The sequence below is a fragment of the Streptomyces sp. NPDC014882 genome, assembly GCF_043081325.1.
GTDB lineage: Bacteria > Actinomycetota > Actinomycetes > Streptomycetales > Streptomycetaceae > Streptomyces.
In genome coordinates, this window is record NZ_JBIBWL010000001.1 from 1 (window position 1) to 25,932 (window position 25,932).

Below are 25,932 nucleotides of genomic sequence, written 5' to 3' on the forward strand. Positions count from 1 at the left end.
AAGTGGTTCATCGTTCGACTTGCATGTGTTAAGCACGCCGCCAGCGTTCGTCCTGAGCCAGGATCAAACTCTCCGTGAATGTTTACCCGTGATCGGGTGCACACATCACGAGAGCGGAACAGCCAGGCGGAATAGGCCCGGCCGTTCACAGCGTCCTCGCTGTGTTTTTTTCAAAGGAACCTCATCTCCGACTATCACTGCCGGGGACGGGGTATCAACATATCTGGCGTTGATTTTTGGCACGCTGTTGAGTTCTCAAGGAACGGACGCTTCCTTCGTACTCACCCGAGAGACTCTCTCAGGCTTTCCTCCGGGCGCTTCCCTTCGGTCCTGCGTTTCCGACTCTATCAGACCGTTTCCCGGCCCGATCTCCTCGGCGCTTTCCAGAATCCCGCGCTTTTCTTCGCGGTTTCCTTTCCGGCGGTTCCGACTTTATCAGAAGTTCTGAGTCGGTTTTCCCGGCCCTTCCCGGTGGCCGATCCGACACACAAGGTGTCGGGGGCTTCCCGTTCAGGCGGAGCCGTAAACGTACTGGAGCGGGGCGCCCCGATGCAAATCGAGGTGCCCCGCCCCAGGTTGACGTCTGCGAGGAGTCGTCGGTCCGTCAGACCTCCACGACGACCGGGAGGATCATCGGCCTGCGCCGGTAGGTGTCGGAGACCCACTTGCCCAGGGTGCGGCGAATGAGCTGCTGCAGCTGGTGGGGTTCGACGACCCCGTCCTGGGCCGAGCGCTCCAGGACCTCGTTGATCTTCGGCACGACGGCCCCGAAGGCGGAGTCGTCGATCCCGGACCCGCGGGCCTGGATGTGCGGGCCGGCGGTGATCTTGCCTGTCGAGGAGTCCACGACCAGGAAGACCGAGATGATGCCCTCGTCCCCCAGGATCTTCCGGTCCTTCAGCGCCGGCTCGCCCACGTCGCCGACCGAGAGGCCGTCGACGTACACGTACCCGGCCTGGACCTTGCCGGAGATCCTGGCCCTGCCCTGGATCAGGTCGACGACGATGCCGTCCTCGGCGATGACGATGTGGTCGTGCGGGACGCCGGTGAGGGCGCCCAGTTCGGCGTTGGCGCGCAGGTGACGCCATTCGCCGTGGACCGGCATCAGGTTCTTCGGCCGGCAGATGTTGTAGAAGTACAACAGCTCGCCCGCGGACGCGTGGCCCGAGACGTGCACCTTGGCGTTGCCCTTGTGGACGACGTCGGCTCCCCAGCGGGTCAGGCCGTTGATCACGCGGTAGACCGCGTTCTCGTTGCCGGGGATGAGCGACGACGCGAGGATCACGGTGTCGCCGTCGACGATGCGGATCTGGTGGTCGCGGTTGGCCATGCGCGAGAGGGCGGCCATCGGTTCGCCCTGGGAACCCGTGCAGACCAGGACCACCTCGTGGTCCGGCAGGTCGTCCAGGGTGCGGACGTCCACCACCAGGCCGGGCGGGACCTTCAGGTAGCCCAGATCGCGGGCGATGCCCATGTTGCGGACCATCGAGCGGCCGACGAAGGCGACCCTGCGGCCGTACTCGTGGGCCGCGTCCAGGATCTGCTGGATGCGGTGGACGTGGCTGGCGAAGCTCGCCACGATGATCCGCTTGCGGGCGTTCGCGAAGACCGTGCGCAGGACGCTGGAGATGTCGCGCTCGGGCGGGACGAAGCCCGGGACCTCCGCGTTCGTCGAGTCGGAGAGGAGGAGGTCGATGCCCTCCTCGCTGAGCCGGGCGAACGCGTGGAGGTCCGTGAGGCGGTTGTCCAGCGGGAGCTGGTCCATCTTGAAGTCGCCCGTGTGGACCGCCATGCCGGCCGGGGTGCGGATGGCGACCGCGAGGGCGTCCGGGATGGAGTGGTTGACCGCGACGAACTCGCAGTCGAACGGACCGATGCGCTCACGGTGCCCCTCCGCCACCTCGAGGGTGTACGGGCGGATGCGGTGCTCCTGGAGCTTGGCCTCGATCAGGGCGAGGGTCAGCTTGGAGCCGATCAGCGGGATGTCCGGCTTCTCCCGGAGGAGGTAGGGGACGCCGCCGATGTGGTCCTCGTGGCCATGGGTGAGGACGATGCCCTCGATGTCGTCGAGACGGTCCCGGATGGACGTGAAGTCCGGCAGGATCAGGTCGATTCCCGGCTGCTCCTCCTCGGGGAAGAGCACTCCGCAGTCGACGATCAGCAGGCGACCGCCGTACTCGAAGACCGTCATGTTGCGGCCGATCTCGCCGAGGCCGCCGAGCGGGGTGACCCGCAGGCCTCCCTCGGGGAGCGGCGGGGGCGGGCCCAGTTCGGGGTGCGGATGACTCAAAAGACTCTCCTCAAACACGCGCGCCACGTACCGGTGGGGCACGTGGCGCGCGTGACGTTCGTGCAGAAGCAGTTGTCGATGTGCGCAGGCACCGGTGGCCTGCCGTATTCAGTTGTGAAGTCTGGTGTCAGAGCTGTACCCCGCCGGCGGCAAGATCGATCTTGAGCTGGGCGGTCTCCTCCGCGGTGAGTTCCACCATGGGCAGCCGCAGCGGGCCCGCGGGCAGGCCCTGGAGGGCGAGCGCGGCCTTCGTGGTCATGACGCCCTGGGTGCGGAACATGCCCGTGTAGACCGGGAGCAGCTTCTGGTGGATCTCCGTGGCCTTCTGGACGTCACCCGAGGTGAAGGCGTCCACGAGGGCGCGCAGGTCCGGGGTGACGACGTGGCCGACGACGGAGACGAAGCCGACCGCGCCCACGGAGAGCAGCGGCAGGTTCAGCATGTCGTCGCCGGAGTACCAGGCCAGGCCCGAGCGGGCGATGGCCCAGCTCGCGCGGCCGAGGTCGCCCTTGGCGTCCTTGTTGGCGACGATCCGCGGGTGCTCGGCCAGGCGGACCAGCGTCTCGGTGCCGATCGGGACGCCGCTGCGGCCGGGGATGTCGTAGAGCATGACCGGCAGCTCGGTGGCGTCGGCGACGGCCGTGAAGTGCCGGCGGAGGCCCTCCTGCGGGGGCTTGTTGTAGTACGGCGTCACGACGAGCAGGCCGTGCGCGCCGGTTCGCTGCGCCGCGCGCGCCAGCTCGATGCTGTGGTGGGTGTCGTTGGTGCCGACTCCGGCCACGACGTGGGCCCGGTCTCCGACGGCCTCCAGGACGGCTCGTACCAGGTCCGATTTCTCCGCGTCGCTGGTGGTGGGCGACTCGCCGGTGGTGCCGTTGACGATCAGGCCGTCGTTGCCCGCGTCCACCAGGTGGGTGGCGAGCCGCTGTGCGCCGTCGAGGTCGAGTGCGCCGTCCGCCGTGAAGGGCGTGACCATGGCGGTGAGGACCCTCCCGAAGGGGGTCTGCGGAGTGGAGGTCGGAGCCATGGGTAACACGCTACTCGTTGATCAGGGCGGGGTCTGCCCTCGGGGCGTACGACAAGTGGTGACAAATGCGGAGCCCGGCACTGCCTGCTCGGGGGTTCAAGCAGTGCCGGGTCCGTTTGATCAGGCTAGATGAACTTCTCTAAATGCCGCAATACGGACACTTCGCGCGGATGATCCGTACATACGTCTCCGTTGCGGAGCGGCTGACGGGACGGCTTACGGGGCCACCCTGCCGTTGGCGTTGAAGGCCGCGTGGGTGAGGGGCATGAGCTTCGCCCACTCGGCCTCCATCTTCTCGCCGACCATCTCGATCTCCCGCTGCGGGAAGGACGGGACCTTGGCCAGTTCGTGCTGGGTGCGCAGACCGAGGAAGTGCATCAGGGAGCGGGCGTTGCAGGTGGCGTACATCGAGGAGAACAGGCCGACCGGGAGGGTGGCGCGGGCGACCTCGCGGGCGATGCCGGCGGCGAGCATCTCGCGGTAGGCGGAGTAGGCCTGGCGATAGGAGTCCTCCATCGTGCGGTTGACCAGCGCCTGCTGCTCCTCGCTGCCCTCCACGAAGACGTACTTGCCGGGGCGCCCCTGCTGCACGAGCTTGCGGGAGGCGTCCGGGACGTAGAACACCGGCTGGAGCTCCCGGTAGCGGCCGGACTCCTCGTTGTACGACCAGCCCGCGCGGTGCCGCATGAACTCGCGGAAGACGAAGATCGGGGCGCTGACGAAGAAGGTCATCGAGTTGTGCTCGAAGGGGCTGCCGTGGCGGTCCCGCATCAGGTAGTTGATGAGCCCCTTGGAGCGCTCGGGGTCCTTCTTCAGCTCGTCCAGGGACTGCTCGCCGGCGGTCGAGACGCGGGCGGCGAACAGGACGTCGGCGTCGGACGCGGTGTGCTTGACCAGTTCGACGGTGACGTCGCTCCGGAGGTCGATCTTGAAATCGTCGTCGGGGGTGGGGGTCACGGTGCGGGGGTCCTTCCGTCGCGTCTTCGGAGCGGCGCCAACTTTACGACGGCCGAGGGGCCCGGTTTTCACGGGCGCCTCGGGATTCCCGGGTGACGTCTGCCGATATGGGGCACGTTTTCGGGCACTCGCTCGTCTGTACCGATGACGACGCCGACGTCACGTGAGTCCAGCAGGAGGACGTACCCGCCATGTTCCGCCGACGCGAGCCCGTACCCTTCGCCTTCCTCGCCGAGGCCGACGGATTCCGCAGCAACGTCGCTCCCCCGCCCCCGGAGCGGTCCTCGTTCGGGCAGCTGGCCGGGCGCTGGCTGCTGGGGCTCACCATCGTGGCCGCGCTGGTGGGCTCGCTGGTGATCGGGATGCCGGCGCTGTCCGCGGATCACTCCGTCCAGGACCAGCCGTCACAGGCCTCCCGGGGCCGCTGACCCCATCCGGACCCCCGAAGGTGGTGGGCGGGGACACGGACGGATAGCCTCACCGGCACAGCCCACGCATGGACGAGTGAGGACCAGCCGTGCCCCTGCCCTTCCTGACGGCCGACCGCGCGTTCGAGGCGGCGGACGAGGTCGCGCTGCCCTTCGACGACCGCGAGCACTGGCGGCGGCCCTACCGGCCCGGTCCGTGGCGGGTCGCGGCGGCCGCGCTGTGCCTGCTGCTCGCGTCGTACGTGCTGTTCGCGGCGGTGATCATCGCGTTGACCGGCTCGGTGTCCGAGGCCGGGGTCGTCTTCGGTCTGTCGCTGCTGGTGATCGCCGGCGCGCTGCGGCTGCTGCGGATGGGGGTGTGGGTGAGTGCGCGCGGGGTGCGCCAGGTGAACTTCCTCGTCACCAGGACGGTGACCTGGAACCGGGTCGTGGCCGTACGGACCGTGCAGCAGCCCGTGCGCTGGATGGGTCTGCCGCGGACCGTGCAGGGTCAGGCGCTGACCCTCGTGCGGCGGGACCGGGCCGCGGAGGGTGCCGTACCACTGCTCACCTCGCACGGGGCCGACTTCATGGCGCGGCCGGAGGCGTTCGACCGGGCCGCGGACTCCGTGGAGGCGTGGGCGGACGAGTACCGGCGGCCCTGACCCCGGGGACACGCGTGAGGCGGCCCGGTCCGGATGCGCGGACCGGGCCTTGTCGCGCCCGGCCCCGGGACCGGTGCACGGCCCCGGGACGCACGGTCTCGGGGAAAGTGCGCGGCCTCAGGAGGAGGCCGGGTGCCGTGGGGTGCCGTGCAGGCTGATGGCGCGCTGCATGGCCTTGCGGGCGCGCGGGGTGTCACGGGCGTCGTGGTAGGCGACGGCGAGGCGGAACCAGGTGCGCCAGTCGTCGGGGGCGGCTTCCGTCTCGGCCTTGCGCCGGGCGAACACCTCGTCGGCCGAGTCGCGGTCGACGCGGCCGCTGGGGGTGCGCTTCAGGTCGTCGACGGGCAGTCCGCCCTCGGCGTCGAGTTCGGCGGCGAGCTGGTTGGCCCGGCGGACGAACTGGGTGTTCTTCCACAGGAACCAGACGCCGATGACCGGCAGGATCAGCACCGCCACGCCGAAGGTGACGGTGAGGAGCGTGCCGGACCGGATGAGCATGACGCCGCGGCTGCCGGCCAGGACGAAGTAGAAGACCAGGACGGCGGCCGTGAGGGCGTAGGAGAGCTTCGCGCGCATGGCAGTCAGGGGCTCAGTTCAGGTCCAGGAAGTGCTCCAGGCCGAAGGTCAGGCCCGGAGTCGTCACCACGCGGCGGGTGCCCAGCAGGATGCCCGGCATGAAGCTGCTGTGGTGCAGGGAGTCGTGGCGGATGGTGAGGGTCTCGCCCTCGCCGCCCAGCAGGACCTCCTGGTGGGCCAGCAGACCGCGCAGGCGGACGGCGTGGACGGGGACGCCGTCGACGTCCGCGCCGCGGGCCCCGTCCAGGGCCGTCGCCGTGGCGTCCGGGGCGGGGGCGCAGCCGGCGGTGCGGCGGGCCTCGGCGATGAGCTGGGCGGTGCGCGTGGCGGTGCCGGAGGGGGCGTCCACCTTGTTCGGGTGGTGCAGCTCGACGACCTCGACCGACTCGAACCACGGCGCCGCGATCTGCGCGAACTTCATGGTCAGCACGGCCCCGATGGAGAAGTTCGGCGCGATGAGCACGCCCGTCTCCGGGGACCGCTCCAGCCAGCCGGTGAGCCGCGCGAGGCGTTCCTCGGTCCAGCCGGTGGTGCCGACGACGGCGTGGATGCCGTGCCGTACGCAGTAGTCGAGGTTGTCCATGACCGAGGCCGGGGTGGTCAGTTCCACCGCGACCTGGGCGCCGGTCCCGGCCAGCGTCTCCAGGTCGTCGCCCCGGCCGAGGGCGGCCACCAGCTCCATGTCCTCGGCGGCCTCGACCGCCCGGACGGCCTCGGCACCGATACGGCCCTTGGCGCCGAGGACCGCCACGCGCAGCTTGCTCATCTGTTGCTTCCTTACGGGAGGGGTGGGGACCTGTCCGGCGGATCGTGCCGGACAGACCCTAGGCGACGGCCTCGTGCAGTCGGGACGCCTGCTTGTCCTTGAGCGGGCCGATGACCGACAGCGACGGGCGCCGTCCCAGGATGTCGCGGGCCACCTCGCGGACCTCGTCCGGGGTCACGGCCTCGATCCGGGTCAGCATGTCGTCGACGGACATCTGCTCGCCCCAGCACAGTTCGCTCTTGCCGATGCGGTTCATGAGCGCGCCGGTGTCCTCCAGGCCGAGGACCGTGGAGCCGCGCAGCTGGCCGATGGCGCGGCCGATCTCCTCGTCGGAGAGGCCGTGTTCGGCGACGGTGTCGAGTTCGTCGCGGCAGATCTTCAGCACGTCGTGCACTTGGCTGGGCCGGCAGCCGGCGTACACGCCGAACAGTCCGCAGTCGGCGAAGCCGGAGGTGTAGGAGTAGACGCTGTAGGCCAGGCCGCGCTTCTCGCGGACCTCCTGGAACAGCCGGGAGGACATGCCGCCGCCGAGGGCGGTGTTCAGCACGCCGAGGGCCCAGCGGCGTTCGTCGGTGCGGGGCAGGCCGGGCATGCCGAGGACGACGTGCGCCTGTTCGGTCTTGCGGCCGAGCAGTTCGACGCGGCCCGCGGTGCGGATGGTGCGCCGGCCGTCGCGCGGGGCGATGGGGGCGGCGTCGGTCTCCCTGAGCGCGCCGGCCTTCTCGAAGGCGGCGCGGACCTGCCGTACGACCTTGTTGTGGTCGATGTTGCCCGCGGCGGCGACCACCAGGTGGGTGGGGTCGTAGTGCTTCTTGTAGAAGCGGCGGATGCGGTCCGCGGTGAGGGCGTTGACGGTGTCGACCGTGCCGAGGACGGGGCGGCCGAGGGCGTTGTCGCCGAACATCGTGTGCGCGAACAGGTCGTGCACGCAGTCGCCCGGGTCGTCCTCCGTCATCGCGATCTCCTCGAGGATCGCGCCGCGCTCGACGTCGACGTCCTCCTCTCGGATGAGGGAGCCGGTCAGCATGTCGCTGACGACGTCGATGGCGAGCGGCAGGTCGGCGTCGAGCACGCGCGCGTAGTAGCACGTGTACTCCTTCGCCGTGAAGGCGTTCATCTCGCCGCCGACCGCGTCGAGGGCGGAGGAGATGTCGAGCGCGGACCTGCGCCGGGTGCCCTTGAAGAGCAGGTGCTCGAGGTAGTGGGTGGCGCCGTTCAGCGCCGGGGTCTCGTCGCGGGAGCCGACGTGTGCCCAGATGCCGAAGGTCGCGGAGCGGACCGAGGGGAGGGTCTCGGTGACGATGCGCAGGCCGCCCGGGAGGGTGGTCTTGCGGACCGTGCCGATGCCGTTCTCGCCCTTGATGAGGGTTTGGGTACGGGCGACGGCCCGCGCCTCCGAAGAGGGGCGGGCCGTCACCTTGGAGCTACGGGACGTCACTGCTCGGCGTCGTCCTTCTTGTCGTCGTCGGACGATTCGCCCTCGATCACGGGGATGAGGGAGAGCTTGCCGCGGGAGTCGATCTCGGCGATCTCGACCTGGACCTTGGAGCCCACGCCGAGGACGTCCTCGACGTTCTCCACGCGCTTGCCGCCGGCGAGCTTGCGGATCTGCGAGATGTGCAGCAGACCGTCCTTGCCGGGCAGCAGCGACACGAACGCGCCGAAGGTGGTCGTCTTCACGACCGTGCCCAGGTAGCGCTCGCCGACCTCGGGCATCGTCGGGTTGGCGATGCCGTTGATCGTGGCGCGGGCGGCCTCGGCGGACGGGCCGTCGACGGCGCCGATGTAGATGGTGCCGTCGTCCTCGATCGTGATGTCGGCGCCGGTGTCCTCCTGGATCTGGTTGATCATCTTGCCCTTGGGGCCGATGACCTCGCCGATCTTGTCCACGGGGATCTTGACGGTGATGATCCGCGGGGCGTTGGGGGACATCTCGTCCGGCGTGTCGATCGCTTCCATCATCACGTCGAGGATGTGGAGGCGGGCGTCACGGGCCTGCTTGAGGGCGGCGGCCAGGACGGAGGCGGGGATGCCGTCCAGCTTGGTGTCGAGCTGGAGGGCGGTGACGAACTCCTTGGTGCCGGCGACCTTGAAGTCCATGTCGCCGAAGGCGTCCTCCGCACCGAGGATGTCGGTGAGGGCGACGTAGTGCGTCTCGCCGTTGATCTCCTGGGAGATCAGGCCCATGGCGATGCCGGCGACGGGGGCCTTCAGCGGCACACCGGCGTTCAGCAGCGACATGGTGGAGGCGCAGACGGAGCCCATGGACGTCGAGCCGTTGGAGCCGAGGGCCTCGGACACCTGGCGGATCGCGTAGGGGAACTCCTCGCGCGTCGGCAGGACCGGCACGATGGCGCGCTCGGCGAGGGCGCCGTGGCCGATCTCGCGGCGCTTCGGGGAGCCGACGCGGCCGGTCTCGCCGACGGAGTACGGCGGGAAGTTGTAGTTGTGCATGTAGCGCTTGCGGGTCACCGGGGAGAGGGTGTCCAGCTGCTGCTCCATGCGCAGCATGTTGAGGGTGGTGACGCCCAGGATCTGGGTCTCGCCACGCTCGAACAGCGCGGAGCCGTGCACGCGCGGGATGGCCTCGACCTCGGCGGCGAGCGTACGGATGTCCGTGACGCCGCGGCCGTCGATGCGCTTCTTCTCCTTGATCACGCGCTCGCGGACCAGCTGCTTGGTGAGCGAGCGGTACGCGGCGGAGATCTCCTTCTCGCGTCCCTCGAACTCCGGCAGGAGCTTCTCGGCGGCGAGCGCCTTGACGCGGTCCAGCTCGGCCTCGCGCTCCTGCTTGCCGGCGATGGTCAGCGCGGCGGACAGCTCCGGGCGGACGGCGGCGGACAGCGCCTCCAGGACGTCGTCCTGGTGGTCGAGGAAGATCGGGAACTCGCCGGTCGGCTTGGCGGCCTTGGCGGCGAGGTCGGCCTGGGCCCGGCAGAGCACCTTGATGAAGAGCTTCGCGGCGTCCAGACCGGAGGCGACGACCTCCTCGGTGGGCGCCTCGGCGCCGCCCTCGATCAGCTTGATGGTCTTCTCGGTGGCCTCGGCCTCGACCATCATGATCGCGACGTCGCCGTCCTCCAGGACGCGACCGGCGACGACCATGTCGAAGACGGCGTCCTCGAGCTCGGTGTGCGTCGGGAACGCGACCCACTGGCCGCGGATCAGCGCGACGCGGACGCCGCCGATCGGGCCGGAGAAGGGCAGGCCGGCCAGCTGCGTGGACGCGGACGCGGCGTTGATCGCCACGACGTCGTACAGGTGGTCGGGGTTGAGCGCCATGATGGTGGCGACGACCTGGATCTCGTTGCGCAGGCCCTTCTTGAAGGACGGGCGCAGCGGGCGGTCGATCAGGCGGCAGGTGAGGACGGCGTCCTCGGAGGGGCGGCCCTCGCGGCGGAAGAAGCTGCCGGGGATCTTGCCTGCGGCGTACATCCGCTCCTCGACGTCCACCGTGAGGGGGAAGAAGTCGAGCTGGTCCTTGGGGTTCTTGGAGGCGGACGTGGCCGACAGCACCATGGTGTCGTCGTCCAGGTAGGCCACGGCCGAGCCGGCGGCCTGGCGGGCCAGACGGCCCGTCTCGAAGCGGATGGTGCGGGTGCCGAAGGTGCCGTTGTCGATGACGGCTTCGGCGTAGTGGGTCTCGTTCTCCACTAGTGTTTTCTCCTCGTCTTCGTCCCCTGGGCTGCCCGTGTGGCAGGGGGACGGTGGCGGAGAGGCGCTCCGTGCGGTGCGGGCCGGTCTTCGATCGAAGCACCCGGGCTCTCTTTCCCCCGGGGGCCACTACCGAGGACCGGCGGCCGCTGCGTGCGCCTCTCCTCGTCGTGTCGTGCGTATTGCGTTCTGCTACCACACTACAAAGCGTGGGTGACACTCCGCACGTTTGCGTACGTACGGCAAAGGGAGCGGTCCCCGATGACGACGGGAACCGCTCCCTTCATGGCGTCCTACTTGGCGCCGCCGGCCGCACCGCGGCGGATGCCGAGGCGGTCGACCAGGGCGCGGAAGCGCTGGATGTCCTTCTTGGCCAGGTACTGCAGCAGCCGGCGGCGCTGACCGACCAGGATGAGCAGACCGCGGCGCGAGTGGTGGTCGTGCTTGTGGGTCTTGAGGTGCTCGGTCAGGTCGGAGATCCGACGGGAGAGCATGGCGACCTGGACCTCGGGGGAGCCGGTGTCGCCCTCCTTCTGGCCGAACTCGGCGATGATCTGCTTCTTCGTAGCGGCGTCGAGCGACACGCGTACTCCTCGTAGTCTGTGGTGGCCACCGAGTGCCCCCGGTCTGTGTCTCGGGGGAGCTTCCGTTACTCGGGAGGCGGGGATCCGCTGGGCGCGGCCTCCAGGACCATCAGGGACCGTCAGGATGTGCCGAGGGTCTGCTGAGGGCGATCCGGGGGTGCGTACACGAACGGCCGTCCATCAGGGTACCAGGAGGTGGCGGGCGCTTCGGCCGCGGTCCGCGAACCCCTGAGGGGGCGCCGGGGCGGCCACTAGGGTGGGCGGCTCGGATGGTTCTTTCGTCGGGTACGTCGGGAAGTCGGGAAGGGGTCGCTGCGGCATGGCGGAGACGGCAGAGGAGACCAAGGCGCGCAAGGAGCGGGAGAGGGACGAGCTGTACGCCCTCGACATCTCCGGCGTCGAGTGGCACAGCGCGCCGGGCACGGAGGAGCACGAGGAGCGGGTGGAGATCGCCGATCTCCCCGGCGGTGCCGTGGCGATGCGGTCGTCGCTCGACCCCGGCACCGTGCTGCGCTACACGGAGGCGGAGTGGCGTGCCTTCGTCCTGGGTGCGCGGGACGGCGAGTTCGACCTGGAGCCGGCGCCGCACAACGGCGGGCAGGCGGCGCGGTAGGCGGCGCGGGTCCGCGCCGCCGTCACCTCCCCGCCGTCACCTCCCCGCCGTCGCGCCCTGCAGGCCGAGGACCAGGTAGGTCCACTTCGGCCGGCCGGCGGCGGGGCCCTCGGCCTTCTTGACGCCGAAGAAGAGGCGGCCGTTCTGGACGACGACGTCGTGGTGTTCGGTCGTCGTCATCAGTTCGGCCTCGGCCGGCAGGCCGAAGAAGAAGTACGGCGTCTCGCGGCCGGTCTCCGGGTCCAGGGCGACCAGCGCGTTGGGCGCGATGTGGTCGGCGCTCACGCGTACGGCGAGGAGCCGGCTGCCGCTGGTGCGCACCGGGTAGAGCAGGGATCCGGGTCCGGAGTCGAACTTCTCGGTGGTGTTCCCCGTGGCCAGGTCGAAGCCGATGATCCAGTTGGCGTCGGCCGGGGCGCCCGCCTCCTTGCTGCGCAGGAAGACCTGGCCGGCGCCGACGGCGATGGTCGGGCAGTCGTCGACGACCAGGTAGTCGTCGTAGGAGCACTCGCCCAGGTAGGTGCCGCTCTGGAGGCGGATCGTGGCGCGGTTCTCGCCCTTGCCGTCGAGGGAGAGCAGCTCGGAGATCCCGGTCTCACCGGCCTGGACGGCGAGGACGGCGGGTTCGGCGGAGGGGATGTTCAGGTCCCGGACGCCCTTGGCGGCGGAGTAGGTCCACAGGACCTCGCCGGTTTCCGGGTCCACCTTGCGCGCCTTGTAGGCGAGGCGCTCCAAGGAGTCGACGGGCAGGCTGTCGTCGTCGTTCCAGCACTGCTGTCGGACGATCAGCGCGCGTCCGCCGGCGGCTCCCATGTCCTGGCAGGCGCCCGTGGACGTGGTGCGCCACAGGCGCCTGCCGGTGTCCATGCCGTACGCGTCGGTGCCGCCGCCCCAGGTCACGACGACCGTGCCGTGGGTGAGGGTCACACTCGGGGTGTCCTGCTCGTCGCCGTTCCTGGGCAGGCCCGGGGAGTCGGCGTACGGGGAGTAGGGGAAGTCGCTCTCCCAGACCTGCCGGCCGTCGTCGAGGTCGAAGAAGACGACGTGGTTGCAGTAGGCGCCGCCGCGGTCGTTGGCGCGGAAGAGGACGGCGGTGCGGTTGTCACCGGTCACGTGGCGGGTGTAACCGCAGATCGGGCCGTCGAGGGGGAGCTTCCACCTCTCGTCGCCGGGGGCGGCGTCGGTGCCGAGGGGCAGGCCGACGACGGTCTTGTTGATGCCCTTGGCGAGGATCTTGTCCGTGGCCCACATGCCGGGCATCTCGTAGTGCTCGCCGGGGCCCATGTCGTCCACGGAGAAACGGAAGGCCATGGTGCCGAGGGTGCCGGCGGGCGGCTTCTCGACCGTCTCGCGGACGTCGAGGCGGCTCTGGGCGGAGGGGGCGCTTCCCTTACCGCCGTCCCGGCCGCCGTCGTCGTCGCTGTCATTGCCGGTCAGGAGGAGCAGGCCGCCCGTGCCCAGCGCCACGACGAGGACGACCGCGAGGGACCAGCCCAGCAGCCTGCGGCGGCGCTCGGTCCGGACGGGCGCCGTCGTCGCGGAGGGCTGGGTGTACACGGACGGGGGCGGGCCGAAGCTCACGCTCTGCGTTCCTTCCTGTGATTGCTGCGGTTCCCGTGCCGGTCCGACGAACTGACGAACTGACGGCCGGACAGCCTGATGGCCTGATGACCTGACGACCTGACGACCTGACGACCTGACGAGCCGACGGTCGGCTGATCCGGCGACCGGACGACCCGGTGATCAGGTGATCAGGTGATCAGGCGGCCGGACGATCGGACGGTCCGAGGCCCTGGACCCTACGGCCGGACATCCCGGCGGCCGGCGGCCCGGTTGCCCGATTGCCCGGTACGGCTGGGGTGGTCGACGGCGGACGGGCTGACGGCAGACAGCCGGTCGGTCCGGCCAGCCGGACACCGGACAATCGGATGACCCGACGAGTCGACAGTCGGCCGATCCGGCGACCGGACAATCCGGTGATCCGGTGATCCGGTGATCCGGTGATCCGGCGGCCGGACGATCGGACGGCCCGAGGCCCTGGACCCTACGGCCGGGCACCCCGGCGTCCCGCGGCCCGGTCGCCCGGTGCGGCTGGGTGGTCGGCGGCAGAGTGACGGGCGGCGGGCGCTCGGCCGGGCCGGCCGGTCCGGCCGGCCCGTCAGCTCGTCATCGCCCGGGCGGCCGCGTAGACGTCGAAGACGGCCAGCGCCAGGGGGACCAGAGTGAGCAGGACGAAGCCTTCGGCGATCTCCGTGAACCGTCCCCAGAACGGCGTGAGACCGCCGCGCGAGCCGATCAGACCGATCGCGGTGATGAGCGCGGACGCCGCCGCGATCGCCGCGACCAGCCAGATCGTCCGCACGTCCAGGTCGGTGCGGTCGCCCATCAGAGCGTCACGGAACACCGACACGGGCGGGTTGAGCGCCAGTCCGAGGCCGAGCAGCACGAGGGAGGCGAGGCCGGCGGCGAGGACGGGGGCGACCTGCGCGGTGTAGCGGAAGAGGTGGGCGCGCATGAGCAGGGCGATGCCCACGGCCAGGGCCAGCAGTTGGGCCCAGAGGTCGTCGGAGAAGCCGAGGACCGAGCAGGCGCCGACCGCGATCAGGGCGCAGCCGCCGACCAGTCCGACGAGCAGTTCGTGACCGCGGCGGGCCTGGGCGGTGATCCGCTCGACGTCGACCGGTTCCTGGGGCGCGGGGTCGGCGCCGTACGCGCTGCGCCGGGTGGTGTCGGGGGTGTCGAAGCCGATGGGCAGCCGGGCGAAGCGCATGGAGAGGCCGGGCAGGAAGGCGAGGGCGCCCACGGCGACGGGCGCGCACAGGGCGGCGGTCTCGGACGGCGTCCAGTGCGCGAGGATCGCCGCGAACACCGCCGCGAGGCCGGCGCCGGACGCCACGACGAAGGCGACGAACGGACCGTCCCCGCCCGGCGAGCACAGCGTGAGGAGCACCGCGGCCAGCAGTACCGCCGCGCAGGCCAGGAGGAACTGGAGCTTGCCGATGCCCTGGCCGTCGGCGAGCGGGAGGAGCCCCGATCCGGCCACGCCGACGTTGGGCAGCGCGCCGAGTCCGAGGGCGACGGCCGAGGGCCGGTCGTCGTAGACGCGGGCGCGGACGCAGGCGAGGGCGACCAGCAGGACGCCGACGACCGCGGCGAGGATGCCGGGCAGGGAGTGCATGTCGTGGCGCGGGTCGCCCGTCCAGGCCACGAAGGCGAGCAGGACCGGCAGGACGCCGCCCCCGACCAGGCCCGCGGCCCGGGTCAGGTCGCCGCCCCACAGGGCGTGCTCGCGGGTCACGGCCGCGGCGACCGCCTCGGAGACGTCGTCGAAGACGGCGGGCGGCAGCGACTCCGAGAAGGGGCGCAGCGTGAGGAGTTCGCCGTCGAGGATGTGCTGCGCGGCGAACGAGCGGGAGCCGTCGAGGACGGTGCCGTCCCGGCGTACGAGGTGGTAGCCGACGGGGGCGCCCTCGGCGGGGCTCTGCCGGGAGAGCCGGAGGATCTCCGGGTAGAGGTCGACGACCGGGATGTCGTCGGGCAGCGCCACGTCGATCCGGCTGTCGGGCGCGACGATCGTGACCCGGCAGAAGCCGAGGCCCGTCCCGGAGACGGCGCCCGGTCCCTGCCCTCCTCCAGTGGCTGCCGCAGAAGCCGTGATGCTCACCTGCTGCTCCCCCTCCGTGATGGTTCCGCCTCGGCGACGGTTCCGCCTCGGTGGCGGTTCCGCGTCGGCGGTGTGAAGATTTCCGGGCCGTGCCGTGCCGCGTGGGACCGGTGGGTCCGGCCGGGCGGCGGAACGGACGCCGTCGGGCGGCCGGAGAGCACCGGACCGTTCCCGTTCTCACGGAATGTCCCGGCTCGTCCGGAGCTCGTCCGGACCGACTCGCATGTGCTCACGCGAACATCCGGCACCCTACCGCCCCCTCGTCGCACGAGAAGTCAGTAGGATCACGCGGCGGCCTGCGTCCGCCTGACACGGGGTGGCGGACGGTACTTTCCCGGGGCCGGCAAGGGAATTGGTGAGCAGTGAGCCACATCGTCGTGAAGCGCCCTCCCCGGGCCCTGCCGTCCGAGGTGCCCACGGGCGAGATCGCCGTGCAGCCCCCGCCCGAGCTGCCGCGGGGGCATCAGGAGAGCGTACTGATGCAACTGCTGCCCACGCTGGGCATGGGCGGTTCGGTCGTCTTCTTCTTCACGAGCGGTCAGCCGTTCATGCGCATCATGGGCATGGTCATGATCGCCTCGACGGTGGCGATGTCCATCGCGATGGTGGTCCGCTTCCGCCGCGGTACGCAGGGGCAGTTGGCGGACCTGCGCCGCGACTACCTGAGCTACCTGGCGCAGACCCGGCTGACGACGATCGCCACCGCCAAGGCGCAGCGGGACGCCCAGTACTACCTGCACCCCTCCCCCGAGCAGCTGTGGGCCCTGGTCGCCGAGGGCAGCCGGGTGTGGGAACGGCGTCCCGGTGACGAGGACTTCGCGCAGGTCCGCGTCGGCCTGGGCGCCCAGTCGCTGGCGACCCCGCTCGTCAGCCCGGAGACCGGCCCCGTGGAGCAGCTGGAGCCGCTGACCGCGGGCGCGTTCCAGCGTTTCCTCGCCGTCCACGGCACCCTGGACGCCCTGCCGATGGCGGTGTCGCTGCGCGCCTTCTACCACGTCACGGTGAGCGGCGATCCGCAGTCGGTACGGTCCTGCGCCCGCGCCATGGCCGGTTCGCTGGCCGCGCTGCACTCGCCCGAGGACCTCGTCCTCGTGATCGCGGCGGGCCGGGAGGAACTCGCGCACTGGGAGTGGGCCAAGTGGCTGCCGCACGTGCAGGCGCCGGGCACGGTGGACGGGGCGGGCAGCCGCAGACTGATCGGCGGTGACACGCGCGAACTGGAGGACCTGATCGCCTCCCGGCTCAGCGGCCGGCCGCGGTTCCACCCGGACGCGGCCCCGCTGCCGGAGGAGCCGCACGTCGTCGTCGTCCTCGACGGCGTCTCGCTGCCGCCCGACTCGTTCCTGGCCAACCCCGAGGGGCTCCAGGGCGTGACGGTCCTCGAGGTCGTCCCCGGTGAACTGACCGGGCCCGGCGGCGAGCTGTCCATCGTCGTGGAACCCGGCGTGCTGCACCTGGAGTCGGGGCACGGGACCGTCTACGAGGGAACGCCTGACGCGCTGTCGTACGAGTCCGCCGAGGTGCTCGCCCGGCAGCTGGCGCCGCTGCGGATGGCCTCCGGTGGCGACGACGACGAACCGCTGCTGGCCAACCTGGAGTTCACCGACCTGCTGAACCTCGGTGACGCGGCGTCCGTGGACCCCAAGCGCACCTGGCGACCGCGTTCGCTGGCCGAGCGGCTGCGGGTGCCGATCGGTGTGGGCGAGGACGGGCGTCCGGTGATGCTGGACCTCAAGGAGGCGGCGCAGGAGGGCATGGGTCCGCACGGTCTGTGCGTCGGCGCCACCGGCTCCGGCAAGTCCGAACTGCTGCGCACCCTGGTGCTGGGCCTGGCCGTCACCCACTCCTCGGAGACCCTGAACTTCGTCCTCGCCGACTTCAAGGGCGGCGCGACCTTCGCGGGCATGGCCCAGATGCCGCACGTCGCGGCCGTGATCACCAACCTGGCGGACGACCTGACGCTGGTCGACCGCATGGGCGACTCCATCCGCGGCGAACTGAACCGCCGCCAGGAGATGCTGCGCGACGCGGGCAACTACGCCAACATCCACGACTACGAGAAGGCGCGCGCGGCCGGCGCCCCGCTCCAGCCGATCCCCTCCCTCGTCCTGGTGATCGACGAGTTCAGCGAACTGCTCACCGCCAAGCCGGACTTCATCGAGATGTTCGTGCAGATCGGCCGCATCGGCCGGTCGCTCGGCGTGCACCTGCTGCTGGCCTCGCAGCGCCTGGAGGAGGGCCGGCTGCGCGGCCTGGAGACGTACCTGTCGTACCGCATCGGTCTGCGCACCTTCTCGGCGGCCGAGTCGAGGGCGGCGCTGGGCGTGCCCGACGCGTACTCGCTGCCCAACGTGCCGGGTTCCGGCTTCCTGAAGTTCGGCACGGACGAAATGCTGCGGTTCAAGGCGGCGTACGTCTCCGGCGTCTACCGCTCCGGCCCGCAGCGGGCGGCGCTCGGCGGCGGTCAGCTGCCGGTGGACCGGCGGCCGGTGCTGTTCACGGCGGCCGAGGTGGCGGTGCGGTACGCGCCCGTGCCCCGGCAGCGCCCCGCGGGGGACGATCCCGAGGTCGACGAGGCTCTCGCCGACACCGTCCTCGACGTCATCGTGCGCCGCCTGGAGGCGCAGGGTCCGGCGGCCCACCAGGTGTGGCTGCCGCCGCTGGACAGCCCGCCCTCGCTCGACGCGCTGCTGCCGGGTCTCACGGGCGTGCCGGGCCGCGGGCTCACCCAGCCCGGCTACGAGGGCGCGGGCCGCCTGGTCGTGCCGGTCGGCCTGGTGGACAAGCCGTTCGAGCAGCGGCGCGACGCCCTGTGGGTGGACTTCTCCGGCGCCGCGGGCCACATGCAGATCCTCGGCGGCCCGCAGTCCGGCAAGTCGACGCTGCTGCGCTCGCTGATCTGTTCCTTCGCCCTCACCCACACGCCGCACGAGGTCCAGTTCTACGGCCTCGACTTCGGCGGCGGCGGCATGGCCTCGCTGGCCGGGCTGCCGCACGTCGGCGGGGTCGCCTCGCGGCTGGACCCGGAGCGGGTGCGGCGCACGGTGGCCGAGGTGTACGGCGTGCTGGTCCGCCGCGAGGAGTACTTCCGCTCCGCGGGCATCCCCTCGATCGCCGACTTCCGCAACCGGCGGGCCAGGGGCGAGATCTCGGTCACCGACCAGCCGTGGGGCGACGTCTTCCTCGTCATCGACGGCTGGGGCAACTTCCGCTCGGACTACGAGGCGCTCGACCAGATCATCCACGAGATCGCGGGCCGCGGCCTCGGCTACGGCATCCACCTGGTCCTGACGGCCTCCCGTTCGATGGAGGTCAGGGCCGCCCTGAAGGACCACCTGATGAACCGCCTGGAGCTGCGGCTCGGCGACACGATGGACTCCGAACTGGACCGCAAGGCCGCCGCGAACGTCCCGACGGGCGTTCCCGGCCGGGGTCTGTCCCCGCAGAAGCTGCACTTCATGGCGGCGGTGCCGCGCATCGACGGACTCGCCTCCGACACCGACCTCGCCGACGCGACCCAGGCGCTGTCCGCCGAGGTCTCCCGCCACTGGGAGGCCCCCGGCGCTCCCGACGTACGGCTCCTGCCGCGCGAGTTCCCGGCCGGGCAGCTGCCCGCGGGCGACCGGTTCCCGCGGCGCGGGGTCGCCTTCGCCCTCGACGAGGACAACCTCGAGCCGGTGTACCTCGACTTCGACCAGGACCCCTTCTTCCTCGTCTTCGGCGAGAGCGAGTCGGGCAAGTCGAACCTGCTGCGCCTGCTGATCAAGCAGCTCTCGGAGCGGTACGCGGGCGACGCGTGCAAGTTCTTCGTGGTCGACAACCGGCGCTCCCTGCTGGACGCGACGCCGGCCTCGCACCTGGCCGAGTACATCCCCATGTCCAACGCGATGGACCACCACATGTCCGCGCTGGCCGACCTGATGAAGCGCCGCTCCCCGACGGCGGACGTGACGGCGCAGCAGCTCCGGGACCGCAGCTGGTGGCGCGGGCCGACCGTGTTCGTCGTCATCGACGACTACGACCTCGTCGCCACGTCCAGCGGCAACCCGCTGGCGGGACTGACGGAGCTGCTCCCCTTCGCCCGGGACGTCGGCGTCCGCTTCATCGTCGCCCGCTCGACGGCCGGCGCCGGCCGCGCCTCGTACGAGGCGTTCATGCAGCGCATCAAGGAACTCGGCGCCCAGGGCGTGGTGCTGGCCGGCGACCCCGGAGAGGGCGACCTCCTCGGCGGGGTACGCCCGCGTCCGATGCCCGCGGGCCGGGGAATCTTCGTGTCCCGTCGGCGGGGGAAGCCGTTGGTTCAGGTGGGGTTGATGGCTGAGGGTGAGTACTGAGGGCGGGGACGTACTGGAGCATCGCTTTACCGCCACGGCAGCCGTCGAGCCGTACGACGGGGGATGCGGAAAGTACGGTGGAGTCACGAACTCATTTGATCTGCAGTTGAGTTCGACGAACCGGCCTGGCGACGGTTCGGTGCTTCCGCACCGTCCGCCGCGCAGGCTTCACGGGGCACGGGGAAGGGTTCGTAGATGGCCTGGGACGAGTGGGAGCAGCTCAAGAGCAGGGCGGCAGAGCGGCACTCCACGCGGATGCAGCTCAACCAGTACCCCGCCGACCAGGGCGGGGACGGTACTCAGGGAGATCTCGTAGCGGGACACCAGGATCTCGAGGCGGTCGGCAAGGCGGCCCATGACCTGTTCGAGGACTTCACGACCTACAGCGGGCACGCGCGCGTGGCTTCCGCGGCGGCCGCGGGGGGCCTCAAAGGTGAGGGCTTCGCTCTGGGAGCCGCGCTGGAGCACGTGACGGAGCGTTGGAGCGAGCAGACGAAGACCCTGCTGGACGCCTGTGCCCACATCTCCAACCATCTGCGGTTCACGAAGAACCAGCATGCCGCCGACGACTCCTATATCTCCGGCACCGTCAGCAGCATCTCGCTGCTCGACGAGGGCTTCGACGACCGGAAGGGCCACTGACACCGATGGACCTCGACGCCCTGCGCTACGGGGATTTCTCCAGACTCGGTGAAGCGGTCACCGACTGGGAGCAGATGACGAAGAAGCTCGCGGACCTGCAGAAGGACGCCGAGAACAACCTCAAGGCCAAGGCCGACAAGGCCAAGTGGGCCGGCGTCAACGCCACCGTCAGCCGCGAGTTCATCACCAAGACCGCCGCCGAATTCGCCGACGCGCACACCCAGGCCGACTCCATCACCAAGATCCTCAGCGACACCCGCGGTGAACTCATCGGCTACCGCACGCAACTGAACGACGCGATCACGCGGGCCACGCAACAGAACCTGACGGTGGTCGACACGGGCGAAGGCACCTTCACGGTCACCGGCAACACCCGGCCCGACTGGGCCTCCGACCCCAGCGGAAAGACCGGCGCGACGGACCAGAAGGCGGCGAACGACCTCCGCGACGAGATCCAGGGCATCCTCACCAAGGCGACGCAGAGCGACAACAGCGCCGCCAAAGTTCTGCGCCTGCTCGTCGACCAGGCCAAGTACGGCTTCACCGACGCTTCCTACGCCGACCGGGACTCCGCGGCCAAGGCTGTCGCGGCAGCGGAGAAGCTGGCGAAGATGGCCAAGAACCCGGCCGACATGAGCCTCGACGACATCGCCGACTTCAACCGCACGATGGGGCTCTACAACGGCGACTCCCTGTTCGCGGAACAGTTCGCCACCCGCCTCGGCCCCAAGGGAACGCTCCAGTTCTGGACCGAGATGACCTCCGCGCACGCCGGTGCCAGGGGCTCGGAACTCGACACGATGAAGAGCCTGCAGAGCAATCTGAGCCTGACCTTGGCCACGGCGTCGTTCTCCGACTCGGAAGCCATGCAGGACTGGAAGAAGGACCTCGTCGCGGAACGGAACACCAACTTCCGCGCCGCGAACTCTTTCAGCCCCGTCGGTGCCCTCGGCTCCCAGGTGATCAGCAGCCTGATGCGGGAGGGGCAGTACGACACCGAGTTCTTGGACGACTACCGGAAGACGCTTTTCAAGGCGGACAAGGGAGCAGGGGAATCAAACACCGATGCGTTGTGGGTGAAGGGCTACGACGCTCTCGACCTCGTCTTCGGTGACGGCAACGGTCGGGATCCTCTGGAGGGGCTGTTCGAAGGTCTTTCCCACAACCCCGAGGCGGCGACGCACGCATTTGAGTCCAAGGCGGATCTGGACCACATGCTGGGCACCACCGTGTACACGGATCGGGGAGAGTCTCTGGGGGAGGCGCTGGAGGCCGCCGTCACCGGGGTCGCCGCTGGCGACTCCGCATCGCCGGTTCCGCCTCATAGCACCGCGCAGGTGGAGATCATGGCCAACATCATGAACGCGGTGGCACAGCCGGGCGGAGGCGCGGACCTGGTGAGCAAAGGGCTGGGGGACAGCTTCGGAAACATGGCGGCCTCCTACATGCCGGAGATCAGCCGAGCATTCGGAAGCGCCAACGCGGAGGTGTACCTCACCAACAGCGAGAACCCCGATGGGCTGGAGCCGACGAACGTGACCCGGTTCCTTTCGGCTGTCTCCCTCGATCCTGCGGGCAGAGCCGGGGTCATCTACGGAGAGAGCATCTACACCGGCAACCTCCTTGAAGCACACCTTTCGAATCCCTCCTTGTTCGATGGCGACCGGGAGCAGGTCCTTGCCGACATCGGCAGGAATGCGGGAATCATTGAGGGAATTGTCGGACATTCTGTCGCAGACGCGGAAGTCAGCAATGCTATTGCTGGACAGACAGAATACAACAACGCATTGAAGGCGAAGGGAGATTTCGCCAAAACCTGGGTTACGGTTGGTTCAACCTTCATCGAGGTCCCCGAAAGACTCGGAGGGGCTGGAATGGGAGCAGTAGTTGGAGGAATGACCGGAGCCGTCGCTGGAGCAGCAATTGACCGCATGGTCGAAGGTCAGCAACTCGAGGGCATCAAGGACGAGTCTTTGTATGGGAGCGCCAAGGACCTCTACAAGATGCGAGATTCAGTGAATCAGCAAACACAATGGTCGACCATGGACGCTCTTGAGCGGCATCATGCGGATCTCCCCAAGGGCGGGGCGGGCAACACCATCCGCGTAGCCGTCAATGAGGGGTGGGACGACGCCGGTGAATTCCTGACCAATTCCAAGGAGCGGCCGCATGTCTGAGGATCTTCAAAACAAGGAACGGGAGGCCACCAAAGCGAGTGTGAAAGGTTTCCTCGTCTGCCTGACGGTGCTCTGCCTTGTTGGCGCTGCTGCCTGGTTCGCGTTGACCACGGGGCTCGAACGCCTGCCGTCGAAAGTGTGCGACGGAGCCGTCGAACGGGATGTGGTAATCCAGACGCTCCCACGTACACGAACAGCGGAGGAGGGGGCTACCCGCCGCCACGAGGGGAAAGATCTGGAATTTTCCTGCCACATCTATACCAGCGCAGATCCGATCCTCTCCGGCAAGGCACGAGTCGACGATGCCTCCGCGGATACCTGGTTCAACCACTACGGGGGCACGACGGACGGTGACTCTGCCCGTGTCTCCGCCAACGGCGTCGAGGCTCTGGCTCGACTGGACCGGGACAGCGGCAGCTCCTATGTCTACGTTCCGTGTGTCCCCCGCGGAGTGCGGGCGAGCGACGCGTCGGAGTCCTACGCGGTCGTTGCCGAGGCCAGTGTGATCGGAGAGGGCAGGATCTCAGGAGCGGCGCTTCGCCAAGCGGTTACCGACTTCGCTTACCAACTCCTCAAACACACCTACGAGCTGGCCGAGTGCCAGGACATCCGCAACTTGCCCGAGGATCTGCCCCGTTACGAAGACGAATGAGATGAGGGAACCCGTGACGGACGAGGAGATCATCGCGTACTTCGACGGTCGCGGCCGTGTCGAGTTGCCTCCTAGCCGCATCAGCACGCCCCTCAAACGACGTATCGAGGAGATCAGCCACGCCCTCGGCTACCGGCTGTTCGCCACCGAGAACCTCGGCCGTCGTGCTGGCATCCGTCTCTGCTTCATTCGTGACGACTCCCCGAATGCCCGGCGTCGTGCAGAGCAGACCATCGTGCGACTGCACGCGGGCGGCCCGGTGCAGCCGCACATTCAGGAAGTCCCGCCTCCTTTTCCCCGTCCTGCGCCGCCCCTTACCCCTCACCAGTCGCCACCCCGCCTCCGAGAATCGCTGCACTCCGGACCGCCCCCAACCGCAGCCCCGCCCAAGCCAGGGATACCACCGATGCCAATGATTCCCCCCCGGCCGCTGATCCCACCGCCACCGTCTTCTCTTCCGCAAGCACCTTCATCAGATGATTGAAATGAGGCGGAGAGAAATCGATGAAGCGGCCTCATCCCATAACTTCAGGATCACGCGGGGATGAATCTCGGCCACCAGAGCGGGACGTTACCCAGACATGAGGGCGCTGGGTATGAGCCCGGCATAGCGAACCATGACACAAGGAACCAGGTAAACTACAGGGTGAAGACGAATCCTGCGGTGAGTGCTGCCAACGGCCCCGCGCCGTCTGATCACCGGCTGCACCCAGCAGGTACAGGTGGGAAGTGACTGCGACTGGGCCCGCGGTACGCGGCGGGAATTGAAACAGCCAGGGTGGGCACCTCCCGTGCGTGCCCACCCTGGTGTCGTGTCTGCGCGTTCCCCTACTGGAAGTAGCTCGCGCCCTTCAGGTCGCCGCCGCGGTAGTCGCCGCCGGCGGTGTGGACCTTGTGCGAGATCTGGACCAGCGCCGCGTGAATGCCCCGCGCGTGCTTGTTCCACTCCTCGCTCTTGCCCTGGAACGTCTGGAACGCCTCGCCGCCCCAGCCCGCGGACACGTTGAGCACGGCCTGCCTCAGGGCTTCGAGGTCCTCCTCGAGCTTCTTGGCCTGGTCGCCGAGCTCGGTGGCGAGCGCGTCCATGGTGCCGTACGTGACGGCAAGGTCGTCGTAGTGGGCCCCGGTCATGTTTCCTCGTTTCCTTGAAGGTTCCCGCCGGACTGCTCAGCCCGGACAACGGTGTGGCTCAGTGCCGCCACCGACCCGTCAGTAGCTGTTCAGCGCCGACGTCTTCCCGCCCAGGTCCTCGACCGAGATCTGCTTGAGGTCGGCCTCGATCTGGTCCTCGAGGTTGCGCTTGTCGGTCTTGTTCATGTGGATGCCCTCGAGGAAGTCGTCGAGCATCTTGCCGATCGCGACCATGTGGCCGTTGATCTCGGTCTGCTTGGTGTTGAACGCGTTGGCGCCCTGACCCGTCCAGGCCTTCTCGATCATGTCGATCGTGCCCTGCAGCTTCGCCAGCGAGGCCCGGATGTTGTCGTACCGGTCGATGACTTCCGTCTGGAGCTTCTGTACGTCGCCGTCATTAAGCTTGCGGTCGACCATTTCGGCACCCCTTTTCGTATGAGCTGTGGTTCGTTTCCGCGTGCGTCGCCGCAGCGGAACGGTTGTGTGTGGCTGATCGTGGTGCGTCGCCCGTCATGCGCCGCGCCGGGAACGCACCACCGCGAAGGCGCCGGCGCCGATCACCAGCACGGCCGCCGCGGCTCCGAGGGTGACCCACATCGTGGTGTTGTCGTCGGAGGAGTCCGAGGTCGATCCTGCTGCCGAAGTCCGGCCGCCTGAAGGGTTTTTCGAGGGCTGTGACGAGGTTGATGCGGACGGGGAGGCCGGCGCGTCTCCTGTGACGCCCGCAGCGTTCTCCTTGGCCAGCGGATCGGTGTCGGCCGCGCCGGGGTTGAAGTTCTTGTTCTCCAGCACCTTGCGGGGGCGGATCAGTCCGTAACCCAGGTACGTGCTCGGATCGTCCTTCGCCCAGTCACGGCCGGCCGTGTCGATCAGGCTGGCGAGGACCTGGTTCGCCGTCCAGTCGGGGTGGGCGGACCAGATCAGGGCGGCGGAGGCGGAGGTGACGGCGGTGGCCAGACTCGTTCCGATGCTGTCGTCGCAGTAGGAGCGGAAGGTCTCGTCGCACCAGGTGGGCATGTCGAGACCAGGGGCCGCCAGGTCGACGTAGTTGCCGTATTCCGAGAACTTCCCGACTTTTCCAGACTCATCCGAAGCGGCGACGCCGACGACATAGGGATAAGCGGCCGGATATCCAATAAAATTATCCCTCGCGGCGTCATTCCCAGTGCCGGCAACCATCAACTTTCCTTTACTTTGAGCATATTTGATCGCCGCAAAAACATCAGGGCGTTCAATGTCTTCAGTGAAGGACATGCTGATAATTTTAACGTCGCTCTCGGCAATTGCTCGAATCACGTCCGGAAGTGACGGAGCTTTCGCCTTCTCGCCCTTATCTCCCATGTCTTTCATTCCGATCCGATAAGGAACGATTTTCACCCCCGGAGCAAGCCCCTTCAGGCCACCTTGAGCACCGGTACCTGCAATAATTTCCGCCATGCTCGTACCGTGGCCATCGTAGTCCTCAGTCGCCTTGTAGCTTACCGCTTTCGGGACTTCAGTCGCGAGCACCTGCCCCTTAAGGGAGGGCGTATTAGGATTGACTCCCGTATCGACGACGGCAACCTTCACACCTTTACCGGTGCTCACCTTCCACATTTCCTCGGCTTTCATCGCCGACAGGTACCACTGCTGCGACTGGACATCGACAGCCGAAGCGCTCGGAGCCAGACCTGCCGAAAGGATTGCCAAGGCGCCGAGCGTTGAACAGACGGCGGACACCCGTTTCCCGTTTCGCCCTGCGAAAGACGTGCTGCGCCCGCCACGCCGACTGATCCCTGCCACCATGCCTCTGC

Annotated in this window: 20 protein-coding genes and 1 rRNA gene; 7 read left to right on the forward strand and 14 right to left on the reverse strand. The window is 69.0% G+C overall.

Annotation, left to right across the window (positions count from 1 at the left end):
* The 4 genes from ACF09K_RS00005 to thyX form a co-directional block, all read right to left on the reverse strand.
* Positions 1–79: ribosomal RNA gene (locus ACF09K_RS00005) — 16S ribosomal RNA — on the reverse strand; the annotation flags it as partial.
* Between the two features lie 525 nt (positions 80–604).
* Entirely contained in the window at positions 605–2,290 is a 1,686-nt protein-coding gene (locus ACF09K_RS00010; RefSeq protein WP_392240191.1) for a ribonuclease J, read from the reverse strand.
* Between the two features lie 127 nt (positions 2,291–2,417).
* On the reverse strand, positions 2,418–3,317 hold the full coding sequence (dapA, locus tag ACF09K_RS00015; RefSeq protein ID WP_392240192.1) for a 4-hydroxy-tetrahydrodipicolinate synthase: 900 nt from the start codon (positions 3,315–3,317) through the stop codon (positions 2,418–2,420).
* A 216-nt stretch (positions 3,318–3,533) separates the two neighbouring features.
* Positions 3,534–4,274: an FAD-dependent thymidylate synthase gene (gene thyX / locus ACF09K_RS00020; RefSeq protein WP_392240193.1), complete on the reverse strand. Its 741-nt coding sequence runs from the start codon at positions 4,272–4,274 to the stop codon at positions 3,534–3,536.
* 191 nt (positions 4,275–4,465) lie between these two features.
* Here thyX and ACF09K_RS00025 point away from each other — a divergent pair, with 191 nt between their 5' ends.
* Together ACF09K_RS00025 and ACF09K_RS00030 are read left to right on the forward strand one after the other, a co-directional pair.
* Complete coding sequence (locus ACF09K_RS00025) at positions 4,466–4,702, forward strand: hypothetical protein (RefSeq protein WP_392240194.1); 237 nt, start codon at positions 4,466–4,468, stop codon at positions 4,700–4,702.
* A gap of 89 nt (positions 4,703–4,791) precedes the next feature.
* Entirely contained in the window at positions 4,792–5,346 is a 555-nt protein-coding gene (locus ACF09K_RS00030) for a hypothetical protein (RefSeq protein WP_392240195.1), read from the forward strand.
* Between the two features lie 117 nt (positions 5,347–5,463).
* Here ACF09K_RS00030 and ACF09K_RS00035 read toward each other — a convergent pair whose 3' ends face one another.
* The 5 genes from ACF09K_RS00035 to rpsO all read right to left on the reverse strand — a co-directional run bounded on the left by ACF09K_RS00035 (position 5,464) and on the right by rpsO (position 10,926).
* Positions 5,464–5,922 (reverse strand): hypothetical protein, encoded by a 459-nt coding sequence (locus ACF09K_RS00035; protein ID WP_392240196.1) that lies wholly within the window; start codon positions 5,920–5,922, stop codon positions 5,464–5,466.
* A 13-nt stretch (positions 5,923–5,935) separates the two neighbouring features.
* A complete protein-coding gene (gene dapB / locus ACF09K_RS00040; RefSeq protein ID WP_392240197.1) occupies positions 5,936–6,688 on the reverse strand; it encodes a 4-hydroxy-tetrahydrodipicolinate reductase in 753 nt (250 codons plus the stop codon).
* Positions 6,689–6,746: 58 nt separating this feature from the next.
* Complete coding sequence (locus ACF09K_RS00045; protein ID WP_392240198.1) at positions 6,747–8,126, reverse strand: M16 family metallopeptidase; 1,380 nt, start codon at positions 8,124–8,126, stop codon at positions 6,747–6,749.
* Positions 8,123–10,342: a polyribonucleotide nucleotidyltransferase gene (locus ACF09K_RS00050; RefSeq protein ID WP_392240199.1), complete on the reverse strand. Its 2,220-nt coding sequence runs from the start codon at positions 10,340–10,342 to the stop codon at positions 8,123–8,125. The genes ACF09K_RS00045 and ACF09K_RS00050 overlap by 4 nt, the downstream gene beginning before the upstream one ends.
* Positions 10,343–10,635: 293 nt before the next feature.
* The gene (gene rpsO, locus ACF09K_RS00055; protein ID WP_363092053.1) at positions 10,636–10,926 is read right to left on the reverse strand and encodes a 30S ribosomal protein S15; all 291 of its coding nucleotides are present in this window, start codon (positions 10,924–10,926) and stop codon (positions 10,636–10,638) included.
* Positions 10,927–11,245: 319 nt separating this feature from the next.
* Between rpsO and ACF09K_RS00060 the strand changes: the two genes are divergently transcribed.
* A complete protein-coding gene (locus tag ACF09K_RS00060) occupies positions 11,246–11,539 on the forward strand; it encodes a DUF397 domain-containing protein (protein WP_392240200.1) in 294 nt (97 codons plus the stop codon).
* A gap of 36 nt (positions 11,540–11,575) precedes the next feature.
* Here ACF09K_RS00060 and ACF09K_RS00065 read toward each other — a convergent pair whose 3' ends face one another.
* On the reverse strand, positions 11,576–13,120 hold the full coding sequence (locus ACF09K_RS00065) for a PQQ-binding-like beta-propeller repeat protein (RefSeq protein ID WP_392240201.1): 1,545 nt from the start codon (positions 13,118–13,120) through the stop codon (positions 11,576–11,578).
* A 577-nt stretch (positions 13,121–13,697) separates the two neighbouring features.
* Positions 13,698–15,203 carry a type VII secretion integral membrane protein EccD gene (gene eccD / locus ACF09K_RS00070; protein ID WP_392240202.1) on the reverse strand — a complete coding sequence of 502 codons (1,506 nt, stop codon included), beginning with the start codon at positions 15,201–15,203 and terminating at the stop codon, positions 13,698–13,700.
* 362 nt (positions 15,204–15,565) lie between these two features.
* Between eccD and eccCa the strand changes: the two genes are divergently transcribed.
* The 4 genes from eccCa (at position 15,566) to ACF09K_RS00090 (ending at position 23,008) form a co-directional block, all read left to right on the forward strand.
* Positions 15,566–19,537 (forward strand): type VII secretion protein EccCa, encoded by a 3,972-nt coding sequence (gene eccCa / locus ACF09K_RS00075; protein ID WP_392240203.1) that lies wholly within the window; start codon positions 15,566–15,568, stop codon positions 19,535–19,537.
* A gap of 195 nt (positions 19,538–19,732) precedes the next feature.
* Positions 19,733–20,179: a hypothetical protein gene (locus ACF09K_RS00080; RefSeq protein ID WP_392240204.1), complete on the forward strand. Its 447-nt coding sequence runs from the start codon at positions 19,733–19,735 to the stop codon at positions 20,177–20,179.
* Positions 20,180–20,184: 5 nt separating this feature from the next.
* The gene (locus tag ACF09K_RS00085; protein ID WP_392240205.1) at positions 20,185–22,356 is read left to right on the forward strand and encodes a hypothetical protein; all 2,172 of its coding nucleotides are present in this window, start codon (positions 20,185–20,187) and stop codon (positions 22,354–22,356) included.
* Positions 22,349–23,008 carry a hypothetical protein gene (locus ACF09K_RS00090; RefSeq protein WP_392240206.1) on the forward strand — a complete coding sequence of 220 codons (660 nt, stop codon included), beginning with the start codon at positions 22,349–22,351 and terminating at the stop codon, positions 23,006–23,008. The genes ACF09K_RS00085 and ACF09K_RS00090 overlap by 8 nt, the downstream gene beginning before the upstream one ends.
* A gap of 828 nt (positions 23,009–23,836) precedes the next feature.
* Here the strand turns inward: ACF09K_RS00090 and ACF09K_RS00095 are convergent.
* The 3 genes from ACF09K_RS00095 to ACF09K_RS00105 form a co-directional block, all read right to left on the reverse strand.
* Positions 23,837–24,139: a WXG100 family type VII secretion target gene (locus ACF09K_RS00095; RefSeq protein ID WP_392240207.1), complete on the reverse strand. Its 303-nt coding sequence runs from the start codon at positions 24,137–24,139 to the stop codon at positions 23,837–23,839.
* A gap of 78 nt (positions 24,140–24,217) precedes the next feature.
* Positions 24,218–24,556: a WXG100 family type VII secretion target gene (locus ACF09K_RS00100; protein WP_366061613.1), complete on the reverse strand. Its 339-nt coding sequence runs from the start codon at positions 24,554–24,556 to the stop codon at positions 24,218–24,220.
* 93 nt (positions 24,557–24,649) lie between these two features.
* The gene (locus tag ACF09K_RS00105; RefSeq protein ID WP_392240208.1) at positions 24,650–25,924 is read right to left on the reverse strand and encodes a S8 family serine peptidase; all 1,275 of its coding nucleotides are present in this window, start codon (positions 25,922–25,924) and stop codon (positions 24,650–24,652) included.
* Positions 25,925–25,932 lie beyond the last annotated feature (8 nt).